We start from the raw sequence: 20,908 nt of genomic DNA, 5'->3' as shown, positions 1-20,908 counted from the left end.
GCCGCCACCCGCCCGGTGCGTGGCCCGGAGTCAGTAGGCGCCGCGCCGCGCGAGCACCACGCTGACCGTCTTCCACAGGATGCCCAGGTCGTAGACGAGCGACCAGTTGTCGACGTAGTGCAGGTCGAGCCGGACCGCGTCCTCCCACGTCAGGTCGGAGCGGCCGGAGATCTGCCAGAGCCCGGTGATGCCGGGCCGGACGAGCAGGCGCCGCCGAACGTCGCCACGGTAGTCGTCGTCCTCGGTGGGCAGCGGACGCGGGCCGACCAGCGACATCTGCCCCATCAGCACGTTCGCCAGTTGGGGCAGTTCGTCCAGCGACAGCCCGCGCAGATGCCGGCCGATGGGCGTGACGCGAGGATCATCCTTGATCTTGAAGAGCAGCCCGTCGCTCTCGTTCCGATCGCGCAACGCCTCCAGCCGTTGCTCGGCGTCGGTGTACATGGTGCGGAACTTCCAGACCTTGAAGGCACGCCCCTCCTGGCCGATCCGCGTCTGCCGGAACAGCACCGGTCCACGGTCGGTCAGCTTGATGGCCAGTGCGATCCCGGCCAGCAGCGGGCTCAGCAGCAGCAGCCCGACCAACGCGGCGGCCCGATCGAGCATGCTCTTGACCAGCAGCGAGAGGCCCGAGATCGTCGGCTCCTCGACGTTGAGCAGGGGCAGGCCCTCGATCGGACGGACGTGGATGCGCGGGCCGGTGACGTCGGTGACCTGCGGCACCACCACGAGATCAAGCCCCGTCCCCTCCAACTGCCAGGCCAGCTTGCGCAGCTCGTACGACTCGAGGCTGGCCGGACCGCAGACGGCGATGGTGTCCGCGCCCAACTGCTGCACCAGCGGCACCAGGTCCCAACCGACGTAGACCGGCACCGGCGCCGTGACGCGCTCCCCCGGCCGCGGATGGTGCGGCAGGTGGATGGCGATCGGGCGCAGCCCGGCACCCGGGTTGCGGGTCACCACCTCGTGCACGGCCAAGGCGTCGGAGAGCCTCCCGACCAGCAGCACCCGCTGTGACGCCCGCTGGCTGACCCGGCGGATCCGCCGGAGCACGACGCGGGCGCCCGCCCGGGACACCAGGGCGTAGAAGAGCAGGCAGAGGATGATGGCGGCGACCGTCGCCCGGGACAGGTCCTTCTTGAAGCCGAGCGCCAGGAACGACACGGTGGCGGCCATCGCGACGTTGGCCCGCACCACCCGCTTGAGTTCCTCGGTGCCGCGCCCGAGCGCCCGCCGGTCGTACGCGCCGGCGGCGGCCAGGACCGTCATCCACATCAACGGCACGCCGAGGTTCGCCACCAGGGCGAACGCGCTGACCGTACCGCCGAACACCCGCTGGTCCCAGAAGCCCGCGTCGGCCTCGTCGAGCAGAGCCACCACGGTCCGGCTCGCCGCCAGGGCGGCGACGAAGTCGATCAGGACGAGGCAGGCCACGTACCGCCGGCGCCACCTGACCCGTGGGGCGACGGGCCGACCGAACGCCGACCGCGGCATGCCGTTGGAAGGGGGTGTGATCACCCCGAGTTCGGGATCGAACCTCGGTGCCTGGTGCGGCGCCACAGTCGAGAGGAACTGAGTCTGCCCGGACACGACCTTCCTTTCACCGTGCTAATCGTCGTCACCAGAGGGGCGGCGGGCCCCGGGCCGGACGCCCGCGGCCTCGTCCCGGTCAGCCGGGGCGCGGCGCCATCCCGGTGCGGGGTGGTTGCCGGCGTAGCTCGTCCAGCAACGCGGCATGCGCGGGTTTCGGGACCAGGTTGCTGTCGAAGAGGCACGCCGCCCCGTAACCGCGGTGGTAACCCGAAATCCAGCTGTGCGCGTCCGTGAAGCCCCAGACGGTGAGCGACACGCAGGCGGGTACCGCGAGGCAGGCGCGGAGCACCTGCCGGTAGAGCGCGGCCTGCTGTTCCAGCTTCGACGGGGTGCTCGGCAGCGCGACCCGCACGTCCAGTTCGGTGATGGCCACCGAGACCCCCAGTTGCGCGAACCGGCGCAGGTTCCCGACGAGGTCGCGAGGTGGCTGGTCCCACCTGAGGTGGCTCTGGAATCCGACGCCGTCCACCGGGACGCCGGCTCGGCGCAGCTCGCGGACGAGCTTCAACAGCGCGTCCGCCTTCCGGGTCTGGCCCTCGACGCCGTAGTCGTTGATGAACAGACGCGCGCCCGGATCGGCCGCGTGGGCCCAGCGGAAGGCGTCGGCGACGTATCCGGGACCGAGCTTGCGCAGCCAGAGGGTGTCGCGCAGGGTCCCGTCCTCGTCCAGCACCTCGTTGACCACGTCCCAGGCCCAGACGCGTCCCCGGTACCGGGAGACCACCGTCGTCACGTGTTCCCGGAGGACGGCACGGATCCGTTCCGCCGGCCAGTCCGGGGAGACCCATTTGGGCACGTCGCTGTGCCACACCAGGGTGTGGCCGTACACCGCCTGGCCGTGCTGTTGAGCGAACTCGACGAGTTGATCGGCGCCGGCCCAGGCATGCACCCCTGGCAACGGTTCCAGGCTGCGCCATTTCATGGCGTTCTCGGCCGTTATGCCGTTGAACTCGGTGCCGAGGAGGCTCCGATAGGCGGGATCCAGGCTGAGCCCCCGACCGTCCACCGCCGAGCCGATCCGCACCTCGGGCGGCATCAGGTCACGCAACGCCTGCCGGCCGGGCGCGATGGCGGCCGAGGGCCCGCCAGCCGGTCCCGAGTCGCCACCCACCGGCGGACGCTCCGAGCCGTGCCGCACCAGCACCAGGCCGACGGCGACCAGCGCGGCAACGATCAGCACGATCGACACCAGCAGGACCGGCACGCGGAGGAGGCGGGACCGGGAAACGGCCGCGGGGCGTCGAGGGACCGGCCCGTGGGCCAGGCCGTCGAGGGCCCCCGCGGACGGCGCCGCAGGGTCGCCGCCCCGGGTGGAAAGATCGACGATCACCGTACGGGCTGGCCCCGTGCGTCACGGAGGGCCCATGGCGCCCGGGTGAAGTTCCACCGGGCGCGTTCGGCGAACTCCTCGCGCGGCAGGCGTGGCACCGCCTCGGCGGTCAGCAGGTCCGCGAGCACCCGGGTCACCTCCACGGGGCCCTCGGGCACGCGCCCGAGGCGCGCGGACTCCGGCTGGCCGATCTCGGCGAGGAAGTCGTCGCACTTCTTCTGATAGGGCACCAGTGTGAACGGAACACCCGCCAGGTACGCGAAGACCGCACCGTGCAACCGCATGTGCAGGCCGATGTCGCAGCGCTTCATCTCGTCCCAGCAGGCCCGCACCCCGTCCCGGGCGGTCACCACACGGACGTCGCAGAGCCCGTCCAGGGCCGCCCCGAGGCGGTCGCTCACCCGCTCGTCGCCGTGCACGGGATGGGTGTTGAACACGAAGACGGTGACGTCCACGGGCTCCTTCAGAACCAGCCGGCGGACGCCCTCGATCAGCGCGTCCTCCCGCTGCCGCGTCTGCGGGGCCTCGGCCTCGTAGTCGACCCCGAGCAGAGTCACCCCGAGCCGGGCCCGGCCTCCCGACGAGGGCCTCGGCCGGCGCTCGGGAATCGGCTCACCCAGCGCCTCCGGCAGCAGCCCGGCGAGGTCTCCGGCGGACACCAGCACCCCCGGATATCCGGCGCGTTCGAGGATCTCGGCCGAAGCGAGGTCGCGTACACCGATGAAGTCGATCCGACGCAGCACCTCGACGAGCCGCCGCTCGGCCGCTGCGGACAGGAACGGGCCGATGGAGACGCCGACAGCGGCCATCGGGTGGCCGGAGGCACGGGAGAACAGCGAGAAGAGCTTCTTCTCGCTCAGCGGGCCCATGTCACGGAAGACCGAACCGCCGCCGAAGACCAGCATCGAGGAGCGGCCCAGCAACGCCGCCTTGTTCAGCACCCAGCCGACACGGTCGGGCAGACTGCGTGAGCGGTACCAGCGGGGATTCATGCCGACGCTCTCGGCCGGCAGGTCGACCATCGGCGGCGCCGCGAAGACGGGTTCCCGGGTCCCCCAGTAGGTGCGGGTGGCCCAGTCCATGACGACGCAGAAGGCGTTGTCCCCGACGTTCTCCATGCCGTAGTAGCCGACGACCAGTGGGCGGCGGGCGGCGGGACTCGGTTCAGGATGCACGAGGGGTCTCCCTAGTCAGGCGCCGCCGCAGATCGTGCCACGACGGCAGAGGAGCATCGCCGACCACCCGTGCGCGTACCGCGATCCAGAACAGCGCACACAGGATGATCTCGGCGACGACGACAGCCCCGGCCGTGCCCGTGACGCCCCACAGCGGCGTGGCCACCGCCAGGGCCACGAGGAACACCAGGGCGCCCACGCCCTGGTAGGTCACCTTCAGGCGGAGCAGGCCGCCGCTGGTGAGCAGCGAGGCGACGGCCGCGCCGGCGAACCGGAACGGAATGGCCAGGGCCAGCAGTGCCATGACGGTCGCCGACTCACCGTACTCGGAGCCGAGCAGGAAGGGCAGCACCGGCAGGCCACCCAGCGCGACCAGCGCCGCGACGACCACGCCGAGCGCGAGCATCCCGAGACCGCCCCAGCGGTAGGCGATCAGGACGGCGTCGCGGTCGGTGCCCGACCAGCGGTGCAGCCTGGCCAGGAAATACTGCTGGTAGACGACCCGGGGGACGAGGTAGACCGCGGTCAGCACGGACATCGGGACGGCCAGGACGGCCGCCGACGCCGGGCCAAGGAATTCGGCGGCGACCACCGTGCCGAGGTACATGCCGATCAGGTAGAAGATGTTGCCCAGCACGAAAGGCGTCGCGGCGCCGGCCACCCGCGCCACGCCGACCCCGGTGGCCGAAGATCCCGGTGGCACGACGTGAGCATGTCCCTCCAGCGGCACGCCGCCCCGGAGGAAGGGCCGCATCACCGCTACACAGCCGGCAACGGTGAGCAGCGCCACGATGGCGTACCCGGCGGCCGTGGCCAGCACGGAGAGCCCGCACACCCACACCACGAGCACCACGAGCACGCGGGCCAGGTGCGGTGCGACCTGGAGCGCGGAGAGGCCTCGGTAGTCGCCCCGCAACTGCTGCACCGAGCCGACCAGCGCCAGCCCGGCCTGGGCGACGACGACGGTCGCCAGCAGCGCCCGCACCCCGGCCCCGACCGGATCGGACCACTCGGCGAGGCTCCAGGCCAGGACTCCCGCGACGGTCAGGGCGCTGCCGGCCGCCATCACCCGCAGCGACGGGCCGACCCACCGGCGGGCCCGTTCGCCCTCACGCCCGAACCGCTGCAACCACAATTCGGGCACACCGAAGACCGCCAGCGGTGCGGTCAGCGACACCACCGCCAGGGCAGCGGTGAACGTGCCGAAGGCCTCCTGGGGAAGAGTGCGGGCGAGGAGGATCTGCGTCCCGAAGGCGGCCAGGGTGACGCCGACCTGGCTCAACCCCAGCATGCCGAGATGGATGAGGGCTGTCACGGCCCGGCCGCGGGCCGCCTTCGGTGGCGTCGCGCCGCTCGCGCCGGTCTGGCTGCCATCGGCGGCGTGGAGGTCAGCGGCCGAGGGTGACAAGCCACTTGCCCGTCTCGCTCAGGGTCCGCAAGGCCTTGATGGCCGTCGCCACCCCCGGCCACTTCGACGGGCGGTACATGTCGATCAGCCGGAACCAGAAGACCAGCCCGCCTAGCCGTCCCCGGGTGACGTTCCCGTCGTGCCGCTGGAACAGCACGATCGGATGGGCCAGGTGGCACGGGTGTACGCCGGCACGCAGCGCACGCAGCATCAGTTCCACGTCCTCGAAGAGACGGAAGCTCTCGTCGTATCCGCCGATCCGGTCCAGCACCGCACGGTCGATCGTGGTGCCGGAATGCTTGAAGGGCAGGCGGGGACGCGTCAACACCCCCAGCGACATGCGTCCCGCCGAGGCGTACTCGGGCAGTCGGATGCAGCGGGACGTCCCCCGGCGGATCTCCGTGTAGTCGGCGTACACCCACGAGCCACCGGAGTTCGACAGCAGGTCGTGCAGCCGAGCCAGCGCGTCGGCGGTGAGCTCGTCGTCGGAGTCCAGGACGGTGACGTACCTGCCCATGACCGACCGCAGGCCCCGGTTGCGTGCCTCGGCGATGCCGGTGGGCGGCTGCGTGACCACCCGCACCCGGCGGTCCGCCGAAAGGCGCGCTTCCGCGATCACCTGCGCGACCGGGATCCGTGACCCGTCGTCGACGATCACCACCTCGAAGTCGCCGAAGGTGTTCGCCAGGACGCTGCGCACCGCGTTGACGAGCAGGGCCGGACGGTCGCGCACCACGATGCAGACCGAGAACGTCGGCCGGACGAGCGGTGTCGTGGGTGCGTCGGCGGCCGTGGTCTCGGTCGTCCCGGGAGGTCGGCCGCCCTGCCTGGGCAGGCCGTACGTCGACGACGGCAGCGACGGGTTCACCGTGTCGTCCCGCTCTCGACGGATCGGTCCTCTTGCCCCGTGTCCTTCCCGTGGACGGCGAGGACCACCAGCTGGCCGAAGAAGAAGAGCCAGAGGAAGTACGGGTAGGCCAGCGGCTTCTGGGTGAGACCGAAGACGACGAGCGTCAGGAAGAGCAGCGCCAGGGCGAGCCGGCCCGGCCGGTCGACCCGTCCCCTGACGAACCGGTAAAGCCCCACCAGGGCGGCGGCGGTCACGACGACGCCGACGATCCCCCACACGACCAGCACCCGGAGCATGTCGTTGTGCATGTCCCAGGGCTCGTAGCCGAACCCGAGGAGCCGGACGTCCCACGGGGAACGACCGAGGATCTCCGCCAGGTCGTTCCAGATGGCGCCCCGGCCGTGCATGAAGGTGTCGGACCGCACGTCCAGCGACCCCACCTCGGTGAGGGTGACCTCGGCCCGCCGCCAGATCGCACCGCCCCAGAGCGTCCCGGCGACCGCGCCGACGGCCGCCACCGCGCCGCCGACCGCCAGAACGGCCCGGCGGTTCGTCCTCCCGGTGCGGCGGGCCCTGACCATGCCGAAGAGACGCCGCACCTCGAACACGGCCACGATCATGCCCAGGCACAGGATCGTGAAGCGGTGCAGGGAGACGACGCCGGTGGCGACGAAGAGGCCGATCAGCGCGTACCGGACGGCAACCGGCACCTTCAGCCGGTCACCCAGGACGTAGACCAGGAACACCGAGAACATCAACAACCGGCCGAGCGACATCGGGTGGTAGTAGCCGCCGGAGGCCCGCCCGATCTTCTCCCAGTTGGCCAGTTCGAAGTAGAACGAGTACGGGATGACCCCGGCCACCTGGAGCCAGGCGAGCACGCAGTGCACGACCGCGCCGGCCACCACGACGCCGGCGACGAGGGCGAGCCGGCGCACCGGGAACCAGTCGCGCCGCATGAGCATCAGCCCGAGCAGTGCGATCGGGGCGAACCCGACGACCAGCCGCACCGCCTCGGCCGGGATGGCGCTGGTGGGCACCTGCGGCGGTCCGTAGATGGAGTAGCGACGGACGTCGAAGAGGTCCAGCAGCTCCTCGCGGGCGGGGACGGCCAGGTAGCTGACCGCGGAGAGCACGAGCAACAACGTCAGCCCACCCGCGATGAGCAGGAGGGGCCGGGGCGGCAGGCGCCGAGCGCCGAGCGCCACGACACCGAGCGCGGTGACCATGCACAGCGCGCCGAGCGTGGTGAGCAGCACCCCCAGGTCGAAGCCACCACCGGCGTCCTTCTCACCGATGTCGAGCAGCGGCTTCACCGCGACCAGTACCAGCGCGACGGTGGCCAGGTGACGCGCCGCCTGTTCGTGGCGGGGCACGGGCGCGGCCCGGTGCCCCCGAGGAAGAGGCGGTCGCCGCTCCGGTGTGGTCAGCATCTCCATCGCGGGTGCGCCTCTCCCATCAGTGTCAGCCGCGGCAGCAGCCGACAACGCGGGCAGGTCAGCTGACGGGCCCCCGTTGCCCAGTCCCTCGCCGATCCACCATCGGCAGTCGTGCCCTGCGGCGGGGGGAGGTCGCGGATGCTCCGCTGCTCTGCCTGGCCCCGCCTCAGAAACACGAGGACGATACCAGCGACCGGCGACACGGAGGTGTCGGGTTTCCGCACGGTAGGAACGGCCGGAACCGGTGTTGCGGCATGCCCCTGACGTCCGGCAAGCTTTACCGCCGTGCCTGGGCCCGGTTCGAGGCGGGTACGTGACGTGGACCGCCCGTCCGACGGCCGTGGAGCAGGCTTCCCGACCATCGCGGAAGTGTGGAACTGATGTGACTACCCCCGGTGATCTGTCGACGATCAGCGTGGTGATGGCCGCGCACAACGAGGCCCGGGTCATCGGGGACTGCCTCGACGCGCTTCTCGCCGACGCCGCGCTTGGCGAACTCGACATCGTCGTGGTTGCCAACGGCTGCACCGACGACACCGCCTCGGTCGCCGCCAGTCGGCCGGGCGTCCGGGTCGTCGAGGTCGCCCGAGCCGGCAAGTCCAACGCGCTGAACGTGGGCGACTCCGTGGCGCGCGGCTTCCCCCGGATCTACCTCGACGCCGACGTGGTGTTGAGCCCGGGCGCGCTGCGCGAGATGGCCGCCGTGCTTCCCGCCGACGGCACGCCGCCGCTGGCCGTGATGCCCCGCCGCCACATGGTGACCAAGGGCCGGTCGTTGGCGGTGCGGGCCTACTACGCGATCAACACGCGGCTGCCCATCTTCGCGGACGCGCTCTTCGGCCGCGGCGCGATGGGCGTCTCCGCCGCCGGCCGGAAGCGGTTCGACCGCTTCCCGGAGCAGATCGCCGACGACCTCTTCCTGGATTCGCAGTTCTCCTCGGAGGAAAAGCGTGAGGTGACCGGCGCCACGTCCTACGTGCAGGCCCCCCGGCGCACCCGGGACCTGGTCCGGACCCTGGCCCGGGTACGTGCCGGCAACACCATGCTGCGGACCAGTCACACCGGCATCCGTGCCTCCGCGCCGTCCTCCTGGCTTCGCGACGTGGTCCTTCCCCGGCCGTGGCTCGCGCCGGCGGCGGTGGTGTACGTGGCCATCACGGTGGCCGCCGTGCTCAGGTCACGACGTCATCCGCGGGATGCCTGGGGGCGCGACGACTCCACCCGCTGACCCGCGGGCCGGACGCGGAGCGTCAGCGACCGGACCGGCGGCGCGACAGCACCACCACGGCGACGACGAGTCCGGCCAGCAGCGCGGCCGCCAGGCCCGCGAGCAGCGCGGCCGGCAGTCGCGAGGACTCGGGCTCCTCCCCCGCCAGCCGGGCCCGGTCGACAGCGTTCTGCCGGTACGCCTGAGCGAGCAGGTTGGTGGGCGACGACTTCGTCACGGTGTCGAACCGGCTGATCGCCTCCGCGTCCCGGCCGGCGAAGAAGGCATCCAAGCCGCTGCGGTACACCCGGTCCGGATCCGCGAGTCCGCCCTGGACGCCGGCCTCGCCGAGCAGGCCGGTCACCACTTGGATCGGCACCAGGGCGCGGTTGGCTCCGCCGTTGGCAGCCCGGTCGTTGTCGAGCACCCCGACGACCCGACCGCTGGTGTCGACGGCGATGCCCCCGTGTGAGTAGATGCCGACGTCGCCGTTGATCCGGGCGACGGCGACCGCGCCCTGGTTGGCGGTGCCGGCCACCTGCACGGACTTGGACTGGAGGGTGTAGGTCGCGGCCCGGAAGTCGGTGTCGGTGGTGCTGTACCCGAGCACGAGCAGCGACGTGCCGGAGCCGAGGGTGGCCTCCGTGTTCAGTTCAACCGCGGGAACGTTGGTCTGGGTGAGCTTCACGAGCGCCAGGTTGCCGTTGTCGACGGGAAGGACGCGTACCACCTCGACCGGCGCCGCCGGGTCGGCCGTCAGGTCGCCGCGCGCCACGTTGAGCTGCCCGAACACCTCGTTGGTGGGCTCGGTCCCGGGTTCGTTGCCGGTGAAGCTGGTGGTGGCCATCCTCGTGCGGACGTACTGGTCCAGGCCCGACGCCGTGAGCTTCTTCTGCTCGATGAGGATCCGACCCAGGGTGTAGAGCGCCCGCTCCCGGGTGGCGTCCTCCGCCGGCCGTACGCACTGACCGTTGGTGAGCGCCTGGCCGCTCGCATTGACCACGAATCCGGTGCACCGCCGCTTGAAGGTGATGGGGGTGGCGCTGAGCGGGACGTTGGACTTCGTCTCCCGCAGCACCCCGGTGAAGACCGCCTCGATGAAGACCATGGCGGGCGCCGCGATGGCCAACGCCCGTTCCTCCGGGCTGTACGGCGCCGCCTGCGCCCAGGGCTTCAGGCCCGGGTTGACCGCGGCCCCGTTGGGGAACGCCGAAGGACCCACGGTCGGGGTCGGCCCGGGCTGGGCGGACTCGCCCGGGGCGAGCACCCAGACCGCGGCACCCGTGCCGAGGGCGACCACCAGGATGAGGGCCGCGACGCCCATCCAGACGCCGGCACGTCGTTTGGGCGGCTCCGACGGCCTGATCCGGGGAGCCTGCGCGGAGAACGGGTCGTACGGCGCAGCGGCCGGCTGGGCTGCCGGCGACAGGGGTGCGCTGGCGACCGGCTGCGCGGGTGTCACGGTGGTCGGCGCGTCCCAGGAGGGCGCGGCGGAGACCGGATTCGGGGTCGACGCCTCCCTCTGCTCGGGCATCGGTCCGGCCTGCACCGCCCACGGGGCGTGTGGCGGAGCGGACGTCGGATGCGGCGCGCCGGACACCGGATGCGGGGGCGTGGAGGCAGGCTGGGAGGACACCGGTCGGGATGGTGCAGACACCGGTGCCGGGGCGTCCGGCCCGGGCGACACCGGGTGGTATTCGACGCCCAACGCGCGCAGGAGCTTCTCCGCGCCGGGGCCGGCCTCGGCGGGATAGGCGACCCAGGGGGCGGGGGCCGAGAAGTCCGCGTACGTGTAGGCCTGGCCACCGGGCCCCTGGGCCAGCACGTTCGCCATGGCCGAGTAGGCCTCCCGCCAGCGTGGGTCGTTCGCCACGACAGCGTCGAGCACGGCCACCGTGACGAATCGGCCCTGCGCGTCGATGGCCGCCCATGCCTTCCCGACCTGGCAGGTGCCCAGGATGTGGGTGAACCTGTACGGGCCATCCGGCTGCATGCCAACTCCTCCGCTCGACCGCCGTGCGGATCCTACAGAGGCGATGCTCGCGCGGGCCTCGGCCGGTCGTCGGGCGGACAGCGCCCGCACCGGTTCCGTCGCGACTCGAACACGGTCCGAAGTCAGCGCATTTGTCCACATTAGAAGTAACGCCACGGACTGGCGTCGCCGCATTGCTTGTGAAAGTTTTCATGCATAGAGTCGCGGCATGAATGAGGGAGCTGTCGTGGCGCCCACCGAGCGGGTGCTGGACCTGTTCCAGGGGGTCCGGCTCACCCCCACCCAGCGCCGCATCGCGCACTGCCTCGTGCAGCACGCGCCGGCCGCCGCGTACCTGTCGGCGGCCGAGGTCGCCGAGCTGGCGGGGGTCAGCCAGCCGTCGGTCACCCGGTTCGCGGTCGCGCTAGGCCATGACGGCTACCCCGCGCTGCGCCGCCGGCTGCGCGAGCTGTCCGCCGGCGCCCCGGGCGACGCGACCGGCGCCGACAACGAGCTCCAGCAGGCGGTACGCGCCGAGATCGGCAACCTCGACCGCCTCGCCGGGCAGCTCGCCGACCGGGACCGGATCGCCGAGACCGGGAGGCTGCTGGCCGCCAGCCGCCCCCTGCCGGTGCTGGGCCTGCGCGCCGCCGCCCCGCTGGCCGCCTACTTCGCCTACTTCGCCGCGAAGGTGCACCCCGACGTACGGGTGCTCGACGACGGCGGCAGCCTGCTCACCGACCGCCTCGAACAGGCCGCCGAGGCCGGGGCGGGCGCCCTGCTCGCCTTCGTCCTGCCCCGCTATCCCCGGGAGACCCTGGACGCGCTGCGCGAGGCGCGGGCTGCCGGCCTCACCGTGGTGGCCATCACCGACTCGCCGGTCAGCCCGGCCACCGAGCACGCCGACGTGGTGCTGCCCGCCGCGGTCGGCGCGCAGCTCGTCTTCGACCTGCACACCGCGCCGATGACCCTGGCCATGGTGCTGCTCCAGGCCATCTGCGACGCCACCCCGACCGACACCCAGCGCCGGCTGGAGGCCTTCGAAGCCTCCGCCGCCCGCCGCCAGTTGTTCCTCGGATGACCCGGAGGAGAGCCGAGATGACCCAGCCCGTCCGCGCCGCACGCGGCACCGAACGCACCGCCCGTGGGTGGCCCCAGGAGGCCGCGCTGCGGATGCTGATGAACAACCTCGACCCGCAGGTGGCCGAGCGCCCCGACGACCTGGTGGTCTACGGCGGCACCGGGAAGGCGGCGCGGGACTGGCCGTCGTACCACGCGCTGGTGCGTACCCTGACCGACCTGCGCGACGACGAGACCATGCTGGTGCAGTCGGGCCGGCCGGTGGGCGTCATGCGTACGCACGAGTGGGCGCCCCGGGTGCTGCTGGCCAACTCGAACCTGGTGGGCGACTGGGCCACCTGGCCGGAGTTCCGCCGCCTCGAACAGCTCGGCCTCACCATGTACGGGCAGATGACCGCCGGCTCGTGGATCTACATCGGCACCCAGGGCATCCTCCAGGGCACCTACGAGACGTTCGCCGCCGTCGCCGCGAAACGGTTCGGGGGAACCCTGGCGGGCACGCTGACGCTGACCGCCGGCTGCGGCGGGATGGGCGGGGCGCAGCCCCTCGCGGTCACCATGAACGGCGGCGTCTGCCTGATCGTCGACGTGGACCGGACCCGCCTGGACCGGCGGGTGCACGACCGCTACCTCGACGAGGTCGCCGACTCCCTGGACGACGCCGTCGAGCGGGTGCTCGCCGCGAAGCGGGACCGGCGGGCGCTGAGTGTCGGCGTGGTCGGCAACGCGGCCACGGTCTTCCCGGAACTGCTGCGCCGGGGTGCCGACATCGACATCGTCACCGACCAGACCAGCGCGCACGACCCGCTGTCGTACGTGCCGGAGGGGGTGAAGTTGACCGACGCGCCGGACCTCGCGAAGGCGAAGCCGGCCGAGTTCACCGACCGGGCGCGGGCGTCGATGGCGAAGCACGTCGAGGCGATGGTCGGGTTCCTGGACGCCGGCGCGGAGGTCTTCGACTACGGCAACTCGATCCGGGGCGAGGCGAAGCTCGGCGGCTTCGAGCGGGCCTTCGACTTCCCCGGCTTCGTGCCCGCGTACATCCGGCCGCTGTTCTGCGAGGGCAAGGGCCCGTTCCGGTGGGCGGCGCTCTCCGGGGACCCGGCCGACATCGCCGCGACCGACCGCGCGATCCTGGAGCTGTTCCCGGAGAACGAGTCCCTCGCGCGGTGGATCCGGATGGCCGGCGAGCGGGTCGCGTTCCAGGGCCTGCCGGCGCGGATCTGCTGGCTCGGCTACGGCGAGCGGGACAAGGCGGGCGTGCGGTTCAACGAGATGGTCGCCTCCGGCGAGCTCTCCGCGCCGGTGGTGATCGGCCGGGACCACCTGGACTGCGGCAGCGTGGCGAGTCCCTACCGGGAGACCGAGGCGATGGCCGACGGCTCCGACGCGGTCGCCGACTGGCCGCTGCTCAACGCGCTGGTCAACACCGCCAGCGGGGCGTCCTGGGTGTCGATCCACCACGGCGGCGGGGTCGGCATCGGCCGGTCCATCCACGCCGGGCAGGTCTGCGTGGCCGACGGCACGGCGCTGGCCGGGCAGAAGATCGAGCGGGTGCTGACCAACGACCCGGCGATGGGCGTCATCCGGCACGTCGACGCCGGCTACGACGCCGCCCGCGAGGTCGCGGAGGCCACCGGCGTGCGGGTGCCGATGGCGGAGGGGGACAACCCGTGAGCGCGAGGAGTGCAGCGCAGCGGAGCCCCGCAGTCGCGAACAACGGAGGTACCGCATGAGCGGCCTCGCCGCCCGGTTCCGGGCGCTGTGGGACGAGATCGCGCCGGTCGGGCGCGACGAGGGCAGCGGCGGCTACCTGCGGTACGCGCTGACCGGGCCGGAGCTGCGGCTGCGGGAGTGGTTCCGCGCGCAGGCCGACCGCCGGGGCATGCCGGTCACCGACGACGGCAACGGCAACCTGTTCGCCCGGTGGGGTGACCCGGAGGCCGGCGACGCGGTGCTGACGGGCAGTCACTTCGACTCGGTGCCGCACGGCGGGGCGTACGACGGGCCGCTCGGCATCGTCAGCGCGTTCCTCGCCGTCGACGAGCTGCGCGCGGCCGGCGTCGCGCCGGCCCGACCCGTGGTGGTCGGCGCGTTCGTGGAGGAGGAGGGCGCGCGGTTCGGCGTACCGTGCCTGGGGTCGCGGCTGCTCGCCGGGGAGATCGCGGTGGAGCGCGCGGCCGGGTTGCGCGACGCCGGCGGGGTGAGCTTCGCCGAGGCGCTGGGCGCCCGGCCGGCGGGCGCCCGGCCCGAGCTGCTCGGCGGCTTCGCCGCCTTCGTCGAGCTGCACGTCGAGCAGGGCCGCGCGATGGTGGACGCCGGCGCGCCGGTCGGGGTGGCCAGCGCGATCTGGCCGCACGGCCGCTGGCGCTTCGAGTTCACCGGCGAGGGCAACCACGCCGGTACGACCCGGATGGCCGACCGCCGCGACCCCATGCTGACGTACGCCTTCACGGTGCTGGCGGCCAACAAGGAGGCGCGGCTGCGCGGCGCCCACGCCACCGTCGGCCGGGTGGCGGTCGAGCCGAACGCCACCAACGCGATCCCGTCGAGGGTGACCGGCTGGCTGGACGCCCGGGCCGCCGAGCCGGAGACGCTGACGGGGCTGGTCGACGCGGTACGCGCGAAGGCCGCCGAGCGGGCCCGCCGCGACGGTACGGAGCTGGCGCTTACGGAGGAGTCGGCCACTCCGCTGGTCTCCTTCGACGGCGGCCTGGCCGACCGGCTGGCGACCCTGCTCGACGCGCCGGTGCTGCCGACCGGAGCCGGGCACGACGCCGGGGTGCTCGCCGCGCACCTGCCCACGGCGATGCTCTTCGTGCGCAACCCGACGGGGGTGTCGCACTCGCCGGCGGAGTCGGCCAGCGACGCCGACTGCGCGGCCGGGGCCACCGCCCTGGCCCGGGTGCTGGAGGAGCTGGCATGCCGCCGCTGACCACGATCGGGCGACGTTCTCCTTCCCGTCTGCGGGGCCGGGGTCGCTGTTGCGGCCCTTTCGAGCTGATGTCGCAGACGACTCAGCCCGGCGGCGATCGGCCGGCACCACAGCCGACCCGGCCCCACCGTGATCGACTGATGTCGCAGACGATTCAGCTCGACAGGGGGCACACGACATGACCGGGACCCGCTGGCTGGCCGAGTACGCCTGGCTGCCCGACCACACCGAGCCGACCGCCGACGTGCTGATCGAGACGACCGACGGGCGGATCACCGGGGTGACGCCGCTGACGGCCGGGAGCACGCCGCCCGCCGGGGTCGAGGTCATGACCGATGCCGAGCGGCTGCCCGGGCTGACCCTGCCCGGGCTCGCCAACGCGCACTCGCACGCGTTCCACCGGGCACTGCGCGGGCGCACCCACGGCGGGCGCGGCGACTTCTGGACCTGGCGCGACCGGATGTACGCGGTGGCGCAGCGGCTGGACCCGGACTCGTACCTGGCCCTGGCCCGGGCGGTCTACGCCGAGATGGCGCTGGCCGGCATCACCTGTGTCGGCGAGTTCCACTACGTGCACCACGACCCGGACGGCACCCCGTACGCGGACCCGAACGCGATGGGTGCGGCGCTGGTCGAGGCCGCCGCCCACGCCGGGATCCGGATCACCCTGCTGGACACCTGCTACCTGACCGCCACCGTCGACGGGGAGCCGCTCGCCGGGCCGCAGCGACGCTTCGGCGACGGCGACGCGCTGCGCTGGGCGGAACGGGTCGACGCGTTCCGGCCCGCCGACGACCACGCCCGGGTCGGCGCGGCGATCCACTCGGTGCGCGCGGTGCCCGCCGGACAGCTCGCCACCGTGGCCGGCTGGGCGGACCGGCGCGGCGCACCCCTGCACGTGCACCTCTCCGAGCAGCCCGCCGAGAACGACGCCTGCCGGGCCGCGCACGGCTGCACCCCGGCCCGGCTGCTCGCCGACCGGGGGGCGCTCGGCCCGAACACCACGGCCGTGCACGCCACCCACCTGACCGGCGGCGACCTCACGCTGCTCGGGGACGCCGGCACGGGCGTCTGCCTCTGCCCGACCACCGAGCGGGACCTGGCCGACGGGATCGGCCCGGCCCGGCGGATGGCCGACGTCGGCCTGCCGCTCAGCCTGGGCAGCGACAGCCACGCCGTGATCGACCTCTTCGAGGAGGCGCGCGCGGTCGAACTGGACGAGCGGCTGCGCACCCGCCGGCGCGGGCACTTCGGCCCCGCCGAACTACGCGACGCGGCCACCGTCGGCGGTCACGCCGCGCTGGGCTGGCGCGACGCCGGGCGGATCGCCGTGGGGGCGCGCGCCGACCTGGTGACCGTACGGCTGGACAGCCCGCGCACGGCCGGCGTACCGCCGGTGGGGGTCTGGTTCGCGGCCGGCGCGGCCGACGTCACGCACGTCGTGGTGGACGGCCGGCCGGTGGTGCGCGACGGCCGGCACCTCACGGTCGACGTGCCGGCCGAACTGACCGCGACGATCGAGGAGGTGACCTCGTGAGCAGTCTGCTGGTCGACGACATCGGCGAGCTGGTGACCAACGACCCGCCCGGCGACGAGGGCGGCCCGCTGGGCATCCGGCGCGACGCCGCCCTGCTGGTCGAGGAGGGGCGGGTGGCCTGGATCGGGCCGTCCCGCGACGCGCCGGCCGCCGACCGGCGACTGGACGCCCGGGGCGCCGCCGTGCTCCCCGGCTTCGTGGACAGCCACGCCCACCTGGTCTTCGCCGGGGACCGGGCCGCCGAGTTCGCCGCCCGGATGGCCGGGCAGCCGTACACCGGCGGCGGCATCCGGACCACCGTCGGCGCGACCCGGGCGGCCACCGACGACGAGCTGCGGGCCACCGTGCGCCGGCTGCGCGGCGAGGCGATGCGGCAGGGCACCACCACCATGGAGATCAAGAGCGGGTACGGCCTCACCGTCGCCGACGAGGCCCGCTCGTTGGCGATCGCCGCCGAGGTCAGCGAGGAGACCACCTTCCTCGGCGCGCACGTGGTCCCCGCCGAGTACGCCGACCGCCCCGACGACTACGTGGGCCTGGTCTGCGGGCCGATGCTGGCCGCCGCCGCGCCGCACGCCCGCTGGATCGACGTCTTCTGCGAGCGGGGCGCGTTCGACGTCGACCACGCCCGCGCCATCCTCGCCTGCGGGCAGGCCGTCGGGCTGGGCGTGCGGGTGCACGCCAACCAGCTCGGCCCCGGGCCGGGCGTCCAGCTCGGCGTCGAGCTGGGCGCGGCGAGCGTCGACCACTGCACCCACCTGACCGACGCCGACGTCGACGCGCTGGCCTCGGCCGGCGAGACGTGGGTCTCCGGATTCGAGCCGACCACCGTCGCGACCCTGCTGCCCGGCGCCGAGTTCTCCACCCGCTCGCCCTACCCGGACGCCCGCCGACTGCTGGACGCCGGCGTGATCGTGGCGCTGGCGACCGACTGCAACCCCGGTTCGTCGTACACCTCGTCGATGCCGTTCTGCGTCGCGCTCGCCGTACGCGAGATGCGGATGACCCCGGCGGAGGCCGTCTGGGCCGCGACCGCCGGCGGCGCCCGGGCGCTGCGCCGCGACGACGTCGGGGTGCTGCGGCCCGGGGCCCGGGCCGACCTGATGATCCTCGACGCCCCGTCCCACCTGCACCTGGCCTACCGGCCCGGTGTGCCACTGATCCGCCAGGTTCTGCGCAACGGAGTGCCCCAATGACCGTCACCGTCCTGCCCACCGGGATCTCCCCCGCCGACGTGCTCGCCGTCGCGCGCGGCACCGCCAAGGTCGTCCTCGACCCGGCCACCGTCGACGCCATGACCGTCAGCCGGTCCATCGTCGACGGCATCGAGGCCGCCGGCCGGCCGGTCTACGGCGTCTCCACCGGCTTCGGCGCGCTGGCGAACACCTTCGTCGCGCCCGAGCGGCGGGCCGAGCTCCAGCACGCGCTGATCCGCTCCCATGCGGCCGGGGTGGGCGCGCCGATGCCGCGCGAGGTGGTCCGGGCCATGATGCTGCTGCGGGTCCGCTCGCTGGCGCTCGGCCGCTCCGGGGTCCGGCCCCTGCTCGCCGAGGCGCTTGTCGACCTGCTCAACCACGACGTGACGCCGTGGGTGCCGGAGCACGGCTCGCTGGGCGCCTCCGGCGACCTGGCGCCGCTGGCGCACTGCGCGCTGGTGCTGCTCGGCGAGGGCTGGGTGCTCGGCCCGGCCGGCGAGCGGCTGCCCGCCGCCGACGCGCTGCGCCGGGCCGGGCTGTCGCCGGTCGGGCTGGCCGCCAAGGAGGGGCTGGCGCTGATCAACGGCACCGACGGCATGCTCGGCATGCTGCTGCTGGCGATCCACGACGCCGCGCACCTGTTCACGATGGCCGACGTCACCGCCGCCCTCGCCATCGAGGCGATGCTCGGCTCGGAGCGGCCGTTCCTGCCGGAGCTGCACGCCATCCGGCCGCACCCCGGGCAGTCGGCCTCGGCGGCGAACATCCACCGGCTGCTCCAGGACTCCCGGGTGATGGACTCGCACCGCGACGACCTCGCGCACGCGGTGCAGGACGCGTACTCGATGCGGTGCGCGCCGCAGGTCGCCGGGGCGGCCCGGGACACCCTGGACTTCGTCCGAACGGTGGCCGGGCGGGAGCTGGTCTCGGTGGTGGACAACCCGGTGGTGCTGCCCGACGGCCGCGTCGAGTCGACCGGCAACTTCCACGGCGCGCCGCTCGGCTTCGCCGCGGACTTCCTGGCCATCGCCGCCGCCGAGGTGGGCGCGATCGCCGAGCGCCGGGTGGACCGGCTGCTCGACGTCACCCGGTCCCGGGAGCTGCCGGCGTTCCTCTCCCCCGACGCCGGAGTCAACTCCGGGCTGATGATCGCCCAGTACACGGCGGCCGGGATCGTCGCGGAGAACCGGCGGCTCGCCGCGCCGGCGTCGGTCGACTCGCTGCCCACCAGCGGCATGCAGGAAGACCACGTCTCCATGGGCTGGGCGGCGGCCAAGAAGCTACGCACCGTGCTGGACAACCTGACCAGCCTGCTCGCCGTCGAACTGCTCGCCGGGGTACGCGGGCTCCAGCTGCGCGCCCCGCTCACCCCGTCGCCGGCCGGGCGGGCGGCCGTCGCGGCGCTCGGCGGGATCGCCGGGGAACCCGGGCCGGACGTCTTCCTGGCCCCGCTGATGGAGGCCGCCCGGGCCGTGCTGGCCGGGCCCGAGCTGCGCGCCGCCATCGAGCGCGAGATCGGCCCCCTCGACTGACGGCCCGCGCCGGGCCGCCGTGGCGCCACGGTGGCCCGGGCGCCGGCCGGGTGTCAGCCCGCCAGCACCGCCACCCCGATCAGCACGGGCACGGCGGCCACCGTCGACAGCAGGATCGAGTCGCGCGCCAGGACCGTGCCCCGGCCGTAGCGGATCGCGTAGACGAAGACGTTCTGCGCCGTCGGCAGTGCGGCGGTGACCGTGCAGGCCAGCACGAGGTTGGGCGGCAGCCCCATCGCGAAGCGGGCGACGAGGTAGGCGACGGCCGGCTGGACCACCGTCTTGAGGACGACCGCGAGCCGGACGTCGCGTCCGGTGTCGCCGGAGCCGGGCCGCGGTGCGCCGTGCAGGGAGAGGCCGTACGCGATCAGCGTGGCGGGCACCGCCATCGCCGCGACGAGCTCGATCGGCCGCAGGACCGGCTCCGGCGGCAGCCAGCCGGTCAGGCTGGCCGCGACGCCCAGCGCGCACGCGATGGTGACCGGGTTGGTCAGCGGCTGGAGCACCACCGTGCCGAGCGACGGCCTGCTTCCCGCCGTGGCCGCCTCGAGGAAGGCGAACGCGACGGGCGTCATGACGACCAGTTGGAACATCAGCACGGGCGCGACGAACGAGGCGTCCCCGAGGACGTAGACCGCGACGGGGATGCCGATGTTCGCCGCGTTGACGTACGACGAGGCCAGCGCGCCGATCGTCGCGTCCGCGACGGAGCGACGCCAGCAGAGCCGCGCGACGGCGACGAACACCGACGCCACGGCGGTGGTGCTGACCACCGTGACGACGAGGGCGGACGAGACGACCGCGGGCACGTCCGCCCGGGCCACCGTCTCGAACAGCAGCGCCGGAGTCGCGACGAAGAACGCGACACGGGAGAGGACGGTGGCCGCCTCCGGCCCCAGCACCCCGCCGCGGCCGAGCGCGTAGCCGACGGCGATGACGGTGACGATGACGGCGAACCCCGTCAGCACCCCTCCCACCGGGGCGGGTCCGTCAGCTCGCGGGCGGCAGCACCTTGGCGACCAGCTTGGCCAGCTCGCGCAGCGCCTTGCCCCGGTGGCTGACCGCGTCCTTCTCCTGCGGCGTCAGCTCCGCGTTGGTGCGGTCCTGACCGTCGCCGAGGAAGATCGGGTCGTAGCCGAACCCGCCGTCGCCGCGCGGCGACCGGAGCAGCCGGCCGCTCTGCCGGCCATCGACCAGGTGCTCCTTGCCGCCGGGCAGCACCAGGGCCACCGTGCAGACGAAGGACGCGGCCCGGTTCTCGTCGGGCAGGTCCGCGATCTGGTCCAGCACGAGCTGGAGGTTGGCCTGGTCGTTGCCGTGCCGGCCGGCCCAGCGGGCGCTGAACACCCCCGGCATGCCGTTGAGGGCCTCGACGGCCAGCCCGGAGTCGTCGGCGATCGTCGGCAGGCCGGTGCGCCGGCAGCCCTCCCGCGCCTTGATCAGCGCGTTCTCGCCGAAGGTCAGGCCGCTCTCGGGCAGCTCCGGGTATTCCTCGACGTCGTCCAGCCCGATCAGGGCGACGCGGTGCGCGCCGAGCGCGCCGTCGAGGATCCGCTGGAGCTCGACGAGCTTCTTGCGGTTACGGGTGGCGAGCAGCACCTTGTTCATCAGAATCCACCTTTGTTCGCGACTGCGGGGCTCGCAAGCTCACTCC

General features: G+C 73.4%; 16 protein-coding genes. 7 read left to right on the top strand and 9 right to left on the bottom strand.

Going from position 1 to position 20,908, the window contains the following annotated elements; genetic code table 11:
- Window positions 1-30 precede the first annotated feature (30 nt).
- From ABZ573_RS05790 to ABZ573_RS05765, 6 genes are all read right to left on the bottom strand, one after another.
- Window positions 31-1,494 (bottom strand): sugar transferase, encoded by a 1,464-nt coding sequence (locus ABZ573_RS05790; protein ID WP_151454413.1) that lies wholly within the window; start codon window positions 1,492-1,494, stop codon window positions 31-33.
- 175 nt (window positions 1,495-1,669) lie between these two features.
- Window positions 1,670-2,797 (bottom strand): endo-1,4-beta-xylanase, encoded by a 1,128-nt coding sequence (locus ABZ573_RS05785; RefSeq protein ID WP_225852164.1) that lies wholly within the window; start codon window positions 2,795-2,797, stop codon window positions 1,670-1,672.
- 122 nt (window positions 2,798-2,919) lie between these two features.
- Entirely contained in the window at window positions 2,920-4,098 is a 1,179-nt protein-coding gene (locus ABZ573_RS05780; RefSeq protein ID WP_358115901.1) for a polysaccharide pyruvyl transferase family protein, read from the bottom strand.
- Window positions 4,088-5,389, bottom strand: a complete 1,302-nt coding sequence (locus ABZ573_RS05775) for an oligosaccharide flippase family protein (RefSeq protein ID WP_151454402.1) — start codon at window positions 5,387-5,389, stop codon at window positions 4,088-4,090. Before ABZ573_RS05775 ends, ABZ573_RS05780 begins: the two co-directional genes overlap by 11 nt.
- Window positions 5,390-5,486: 97 nt before the next feature.
- Complete coding sequence (locus ABZ573_RS05770; protein ID WP_192581383.1) at window positions 5,487-6,374, bottom strand: glycosyltransferase; 888 nt, start codon at window positions 6,372-6,374, stop codon at window positions 5,487-5,489.
- Entirely contained in the window at window positions 6,371-7,795 is a 1,425-nt protein-coding gene (locus tag ABZ573_RS05765) for a hypothetical protein (protein ID WP_192581382.1), read from the bottom strand. Before ABZ573_RS05765 ends, ABZ573_RS05770 begins: the two co-directional genes overlap by 4 nt.
- A gap of 382 nt (window positions 7,796-8,177) precedes the next feature.
- Between ABZ573_RS05765 and ABZ573_RS05760 the strand changes: the two genes are divergently transcribed.
- Window positions 8,178-9,023, top strand: coding sequence for a glycosyltransferase (locus ABZ573_RS05760; protein ID WP_225852163.1), 846 nt, complete (start codon window positions 8,178-8,180; stop codon window positions 9,021-9,023).
- A gap of 22 nt (window positions 9,024-9,045) precedes the next feature.
- Here ABZ573_RS05760 and ABZ573_RS05755 read toward each other — a convergent pair whose 3' ends face one another.
- A complete protein-coding gene (locus ABZ573_RS05755; protein ID WP_192581381.1) occupies window positions 9,046-10,995 on the bottom strand; it encodes a trypsin-like peptidase domain-containing protein in 1,950 nt (649 codons plus the stop codon).
- Window positions 10,996-11,203: 208 nt separating this feature from the next.
- On the opposite strand from ABZ573_RS05755, the gene ABZ573_RS05750 reads away from it, so the two are divergent.
- The 6 genes from ABZ573_RS05750 to hutH all read left to right on the top strand — a co-directional run bounded on the left by ABZ573_RS05750 (window position 11,204) and on the right by hutH (window position 19,254).
- Complete coding sequence (locus ABZ573_RS05750) at window positions 11,204-12,055, top strand: MurR/RpiR family transcriptional regulator (protein ID WP_151454400.1); 852 nt, start codon at window positions 11,204-11,206, stop codon at window positions 12,053-12,055.
- 17 nt (window positions 12,056-12,072) lie between these two features.
- Window positions 12,073-13,731: a urocanate hydratase gene (hutU, locus tag ABZ573_RS05745; protein ID WP_358115895.1), complete on the top strand. Its 1,659-nt coding sequence runs from the start codon at window positions 12,073-12,075 to the stop codon at window positions 13,729-13,731.
- A gap of 55 nt (window positions 13,732-13,786) precedes the next feature.
- The gene (locus ABZ573_RS05740; protein WP_358115892.1) at window positions 13,787-14,989 is read left to right on the top strand and encodes an allantoate amidohydrolase; all 1,203 of its coding nucleotides are present in this window, start codon (window positions 13,787-13,789) and stop codon (window positions 14,987-14,989) included.
- Between the two features lie 178 nt (window positions 14,990-15,167).
- Complete coding sequence (locus tag ABZ573_RS05735; RefSeq protein WP_358115889.1) at window positions 15,168-16,526, top strand: formimidoylglutamate deiminase; 1,359 nt, start codon at window positions 15,168-15,170, stop codon at window positions 16,524-16,526.
- Window positions 16,523-17,722, top strand: a complete 1,200-nt coding sequence (hutI, locus tag ABZ573_RS05730) for an imidazolonepropionase (protein ID WP_151454396.1) — start codon at window positions 16,523-16,525, stop codon at window positions 17,720-17,722. Before ABZ573_RS05735 ends, hutI begins: the two co-directional genes overlap by 4 nt.
- The gene (hutH, locus tag ABZ573_RS05725; RefSeq protein WP_151454395.1) at window positions 17,719-19,254 is read left to right on the top strand and encodes a histidine ammonia-lyase; all 1,536 of its coding nucleotides are present in this window, start codon (window positions 17,719-17,721) and stop codon (window positions 19,252-19,254) included. The genes hutI and hutH overlap by 4 nt, the downstream gene beginning before the upstream one ends.
- A gap of 53 nt (window positions 19,255-19,307) precedes the next feature.
- On the opposite strand, the gene ABZ573_RS05720 is transcribed toward hutH, so the two are convergent.
- Window positions 19,308-20,222 (bottom strand): AEC family transporter, encoded by a 915-nt coding sequence (locus ABZ573_RS05720; RefSeq protein WP_225852162.1) that lies wholly within the window; start codon window positions 20,220-20,222, stop codon window positions 19,308-19,310.
- Window positions 20,223-20,244: 22 nt separating this feature from the next.
- On the bottom strand, window positions 20,245-20,862 hold the full coding sequence (gene rdgB, locus ABZ573_RS05715) for an RdgB/HAM1 family non-canonical purine NTP pyrophosphatase (protein WP_151454393.1): 618 nt from the start codon (window positions 20,860-20,862) through the stop codon (window positions 20,245-20,247).
- Window positions 20,863-20,908 lie beyond the last annotated feature (46 nt).

Origin of the sequence: Micromonospora sp. NPDC007220, assembly GCF_040634035.1 — a bacterium.
Classification (GTDB): Bacteria; Actinomycetota; Actinomycetes; order Mycobacteriales; family Micromonosporaceae; genus Micromonospora; species Micromonospora reichwaldensis.
The sequence above is the reverse complement of the archived record's forward strand: the minus strand, read 5'-3'. Positions and strand labels throughout refer to the sequence as shown.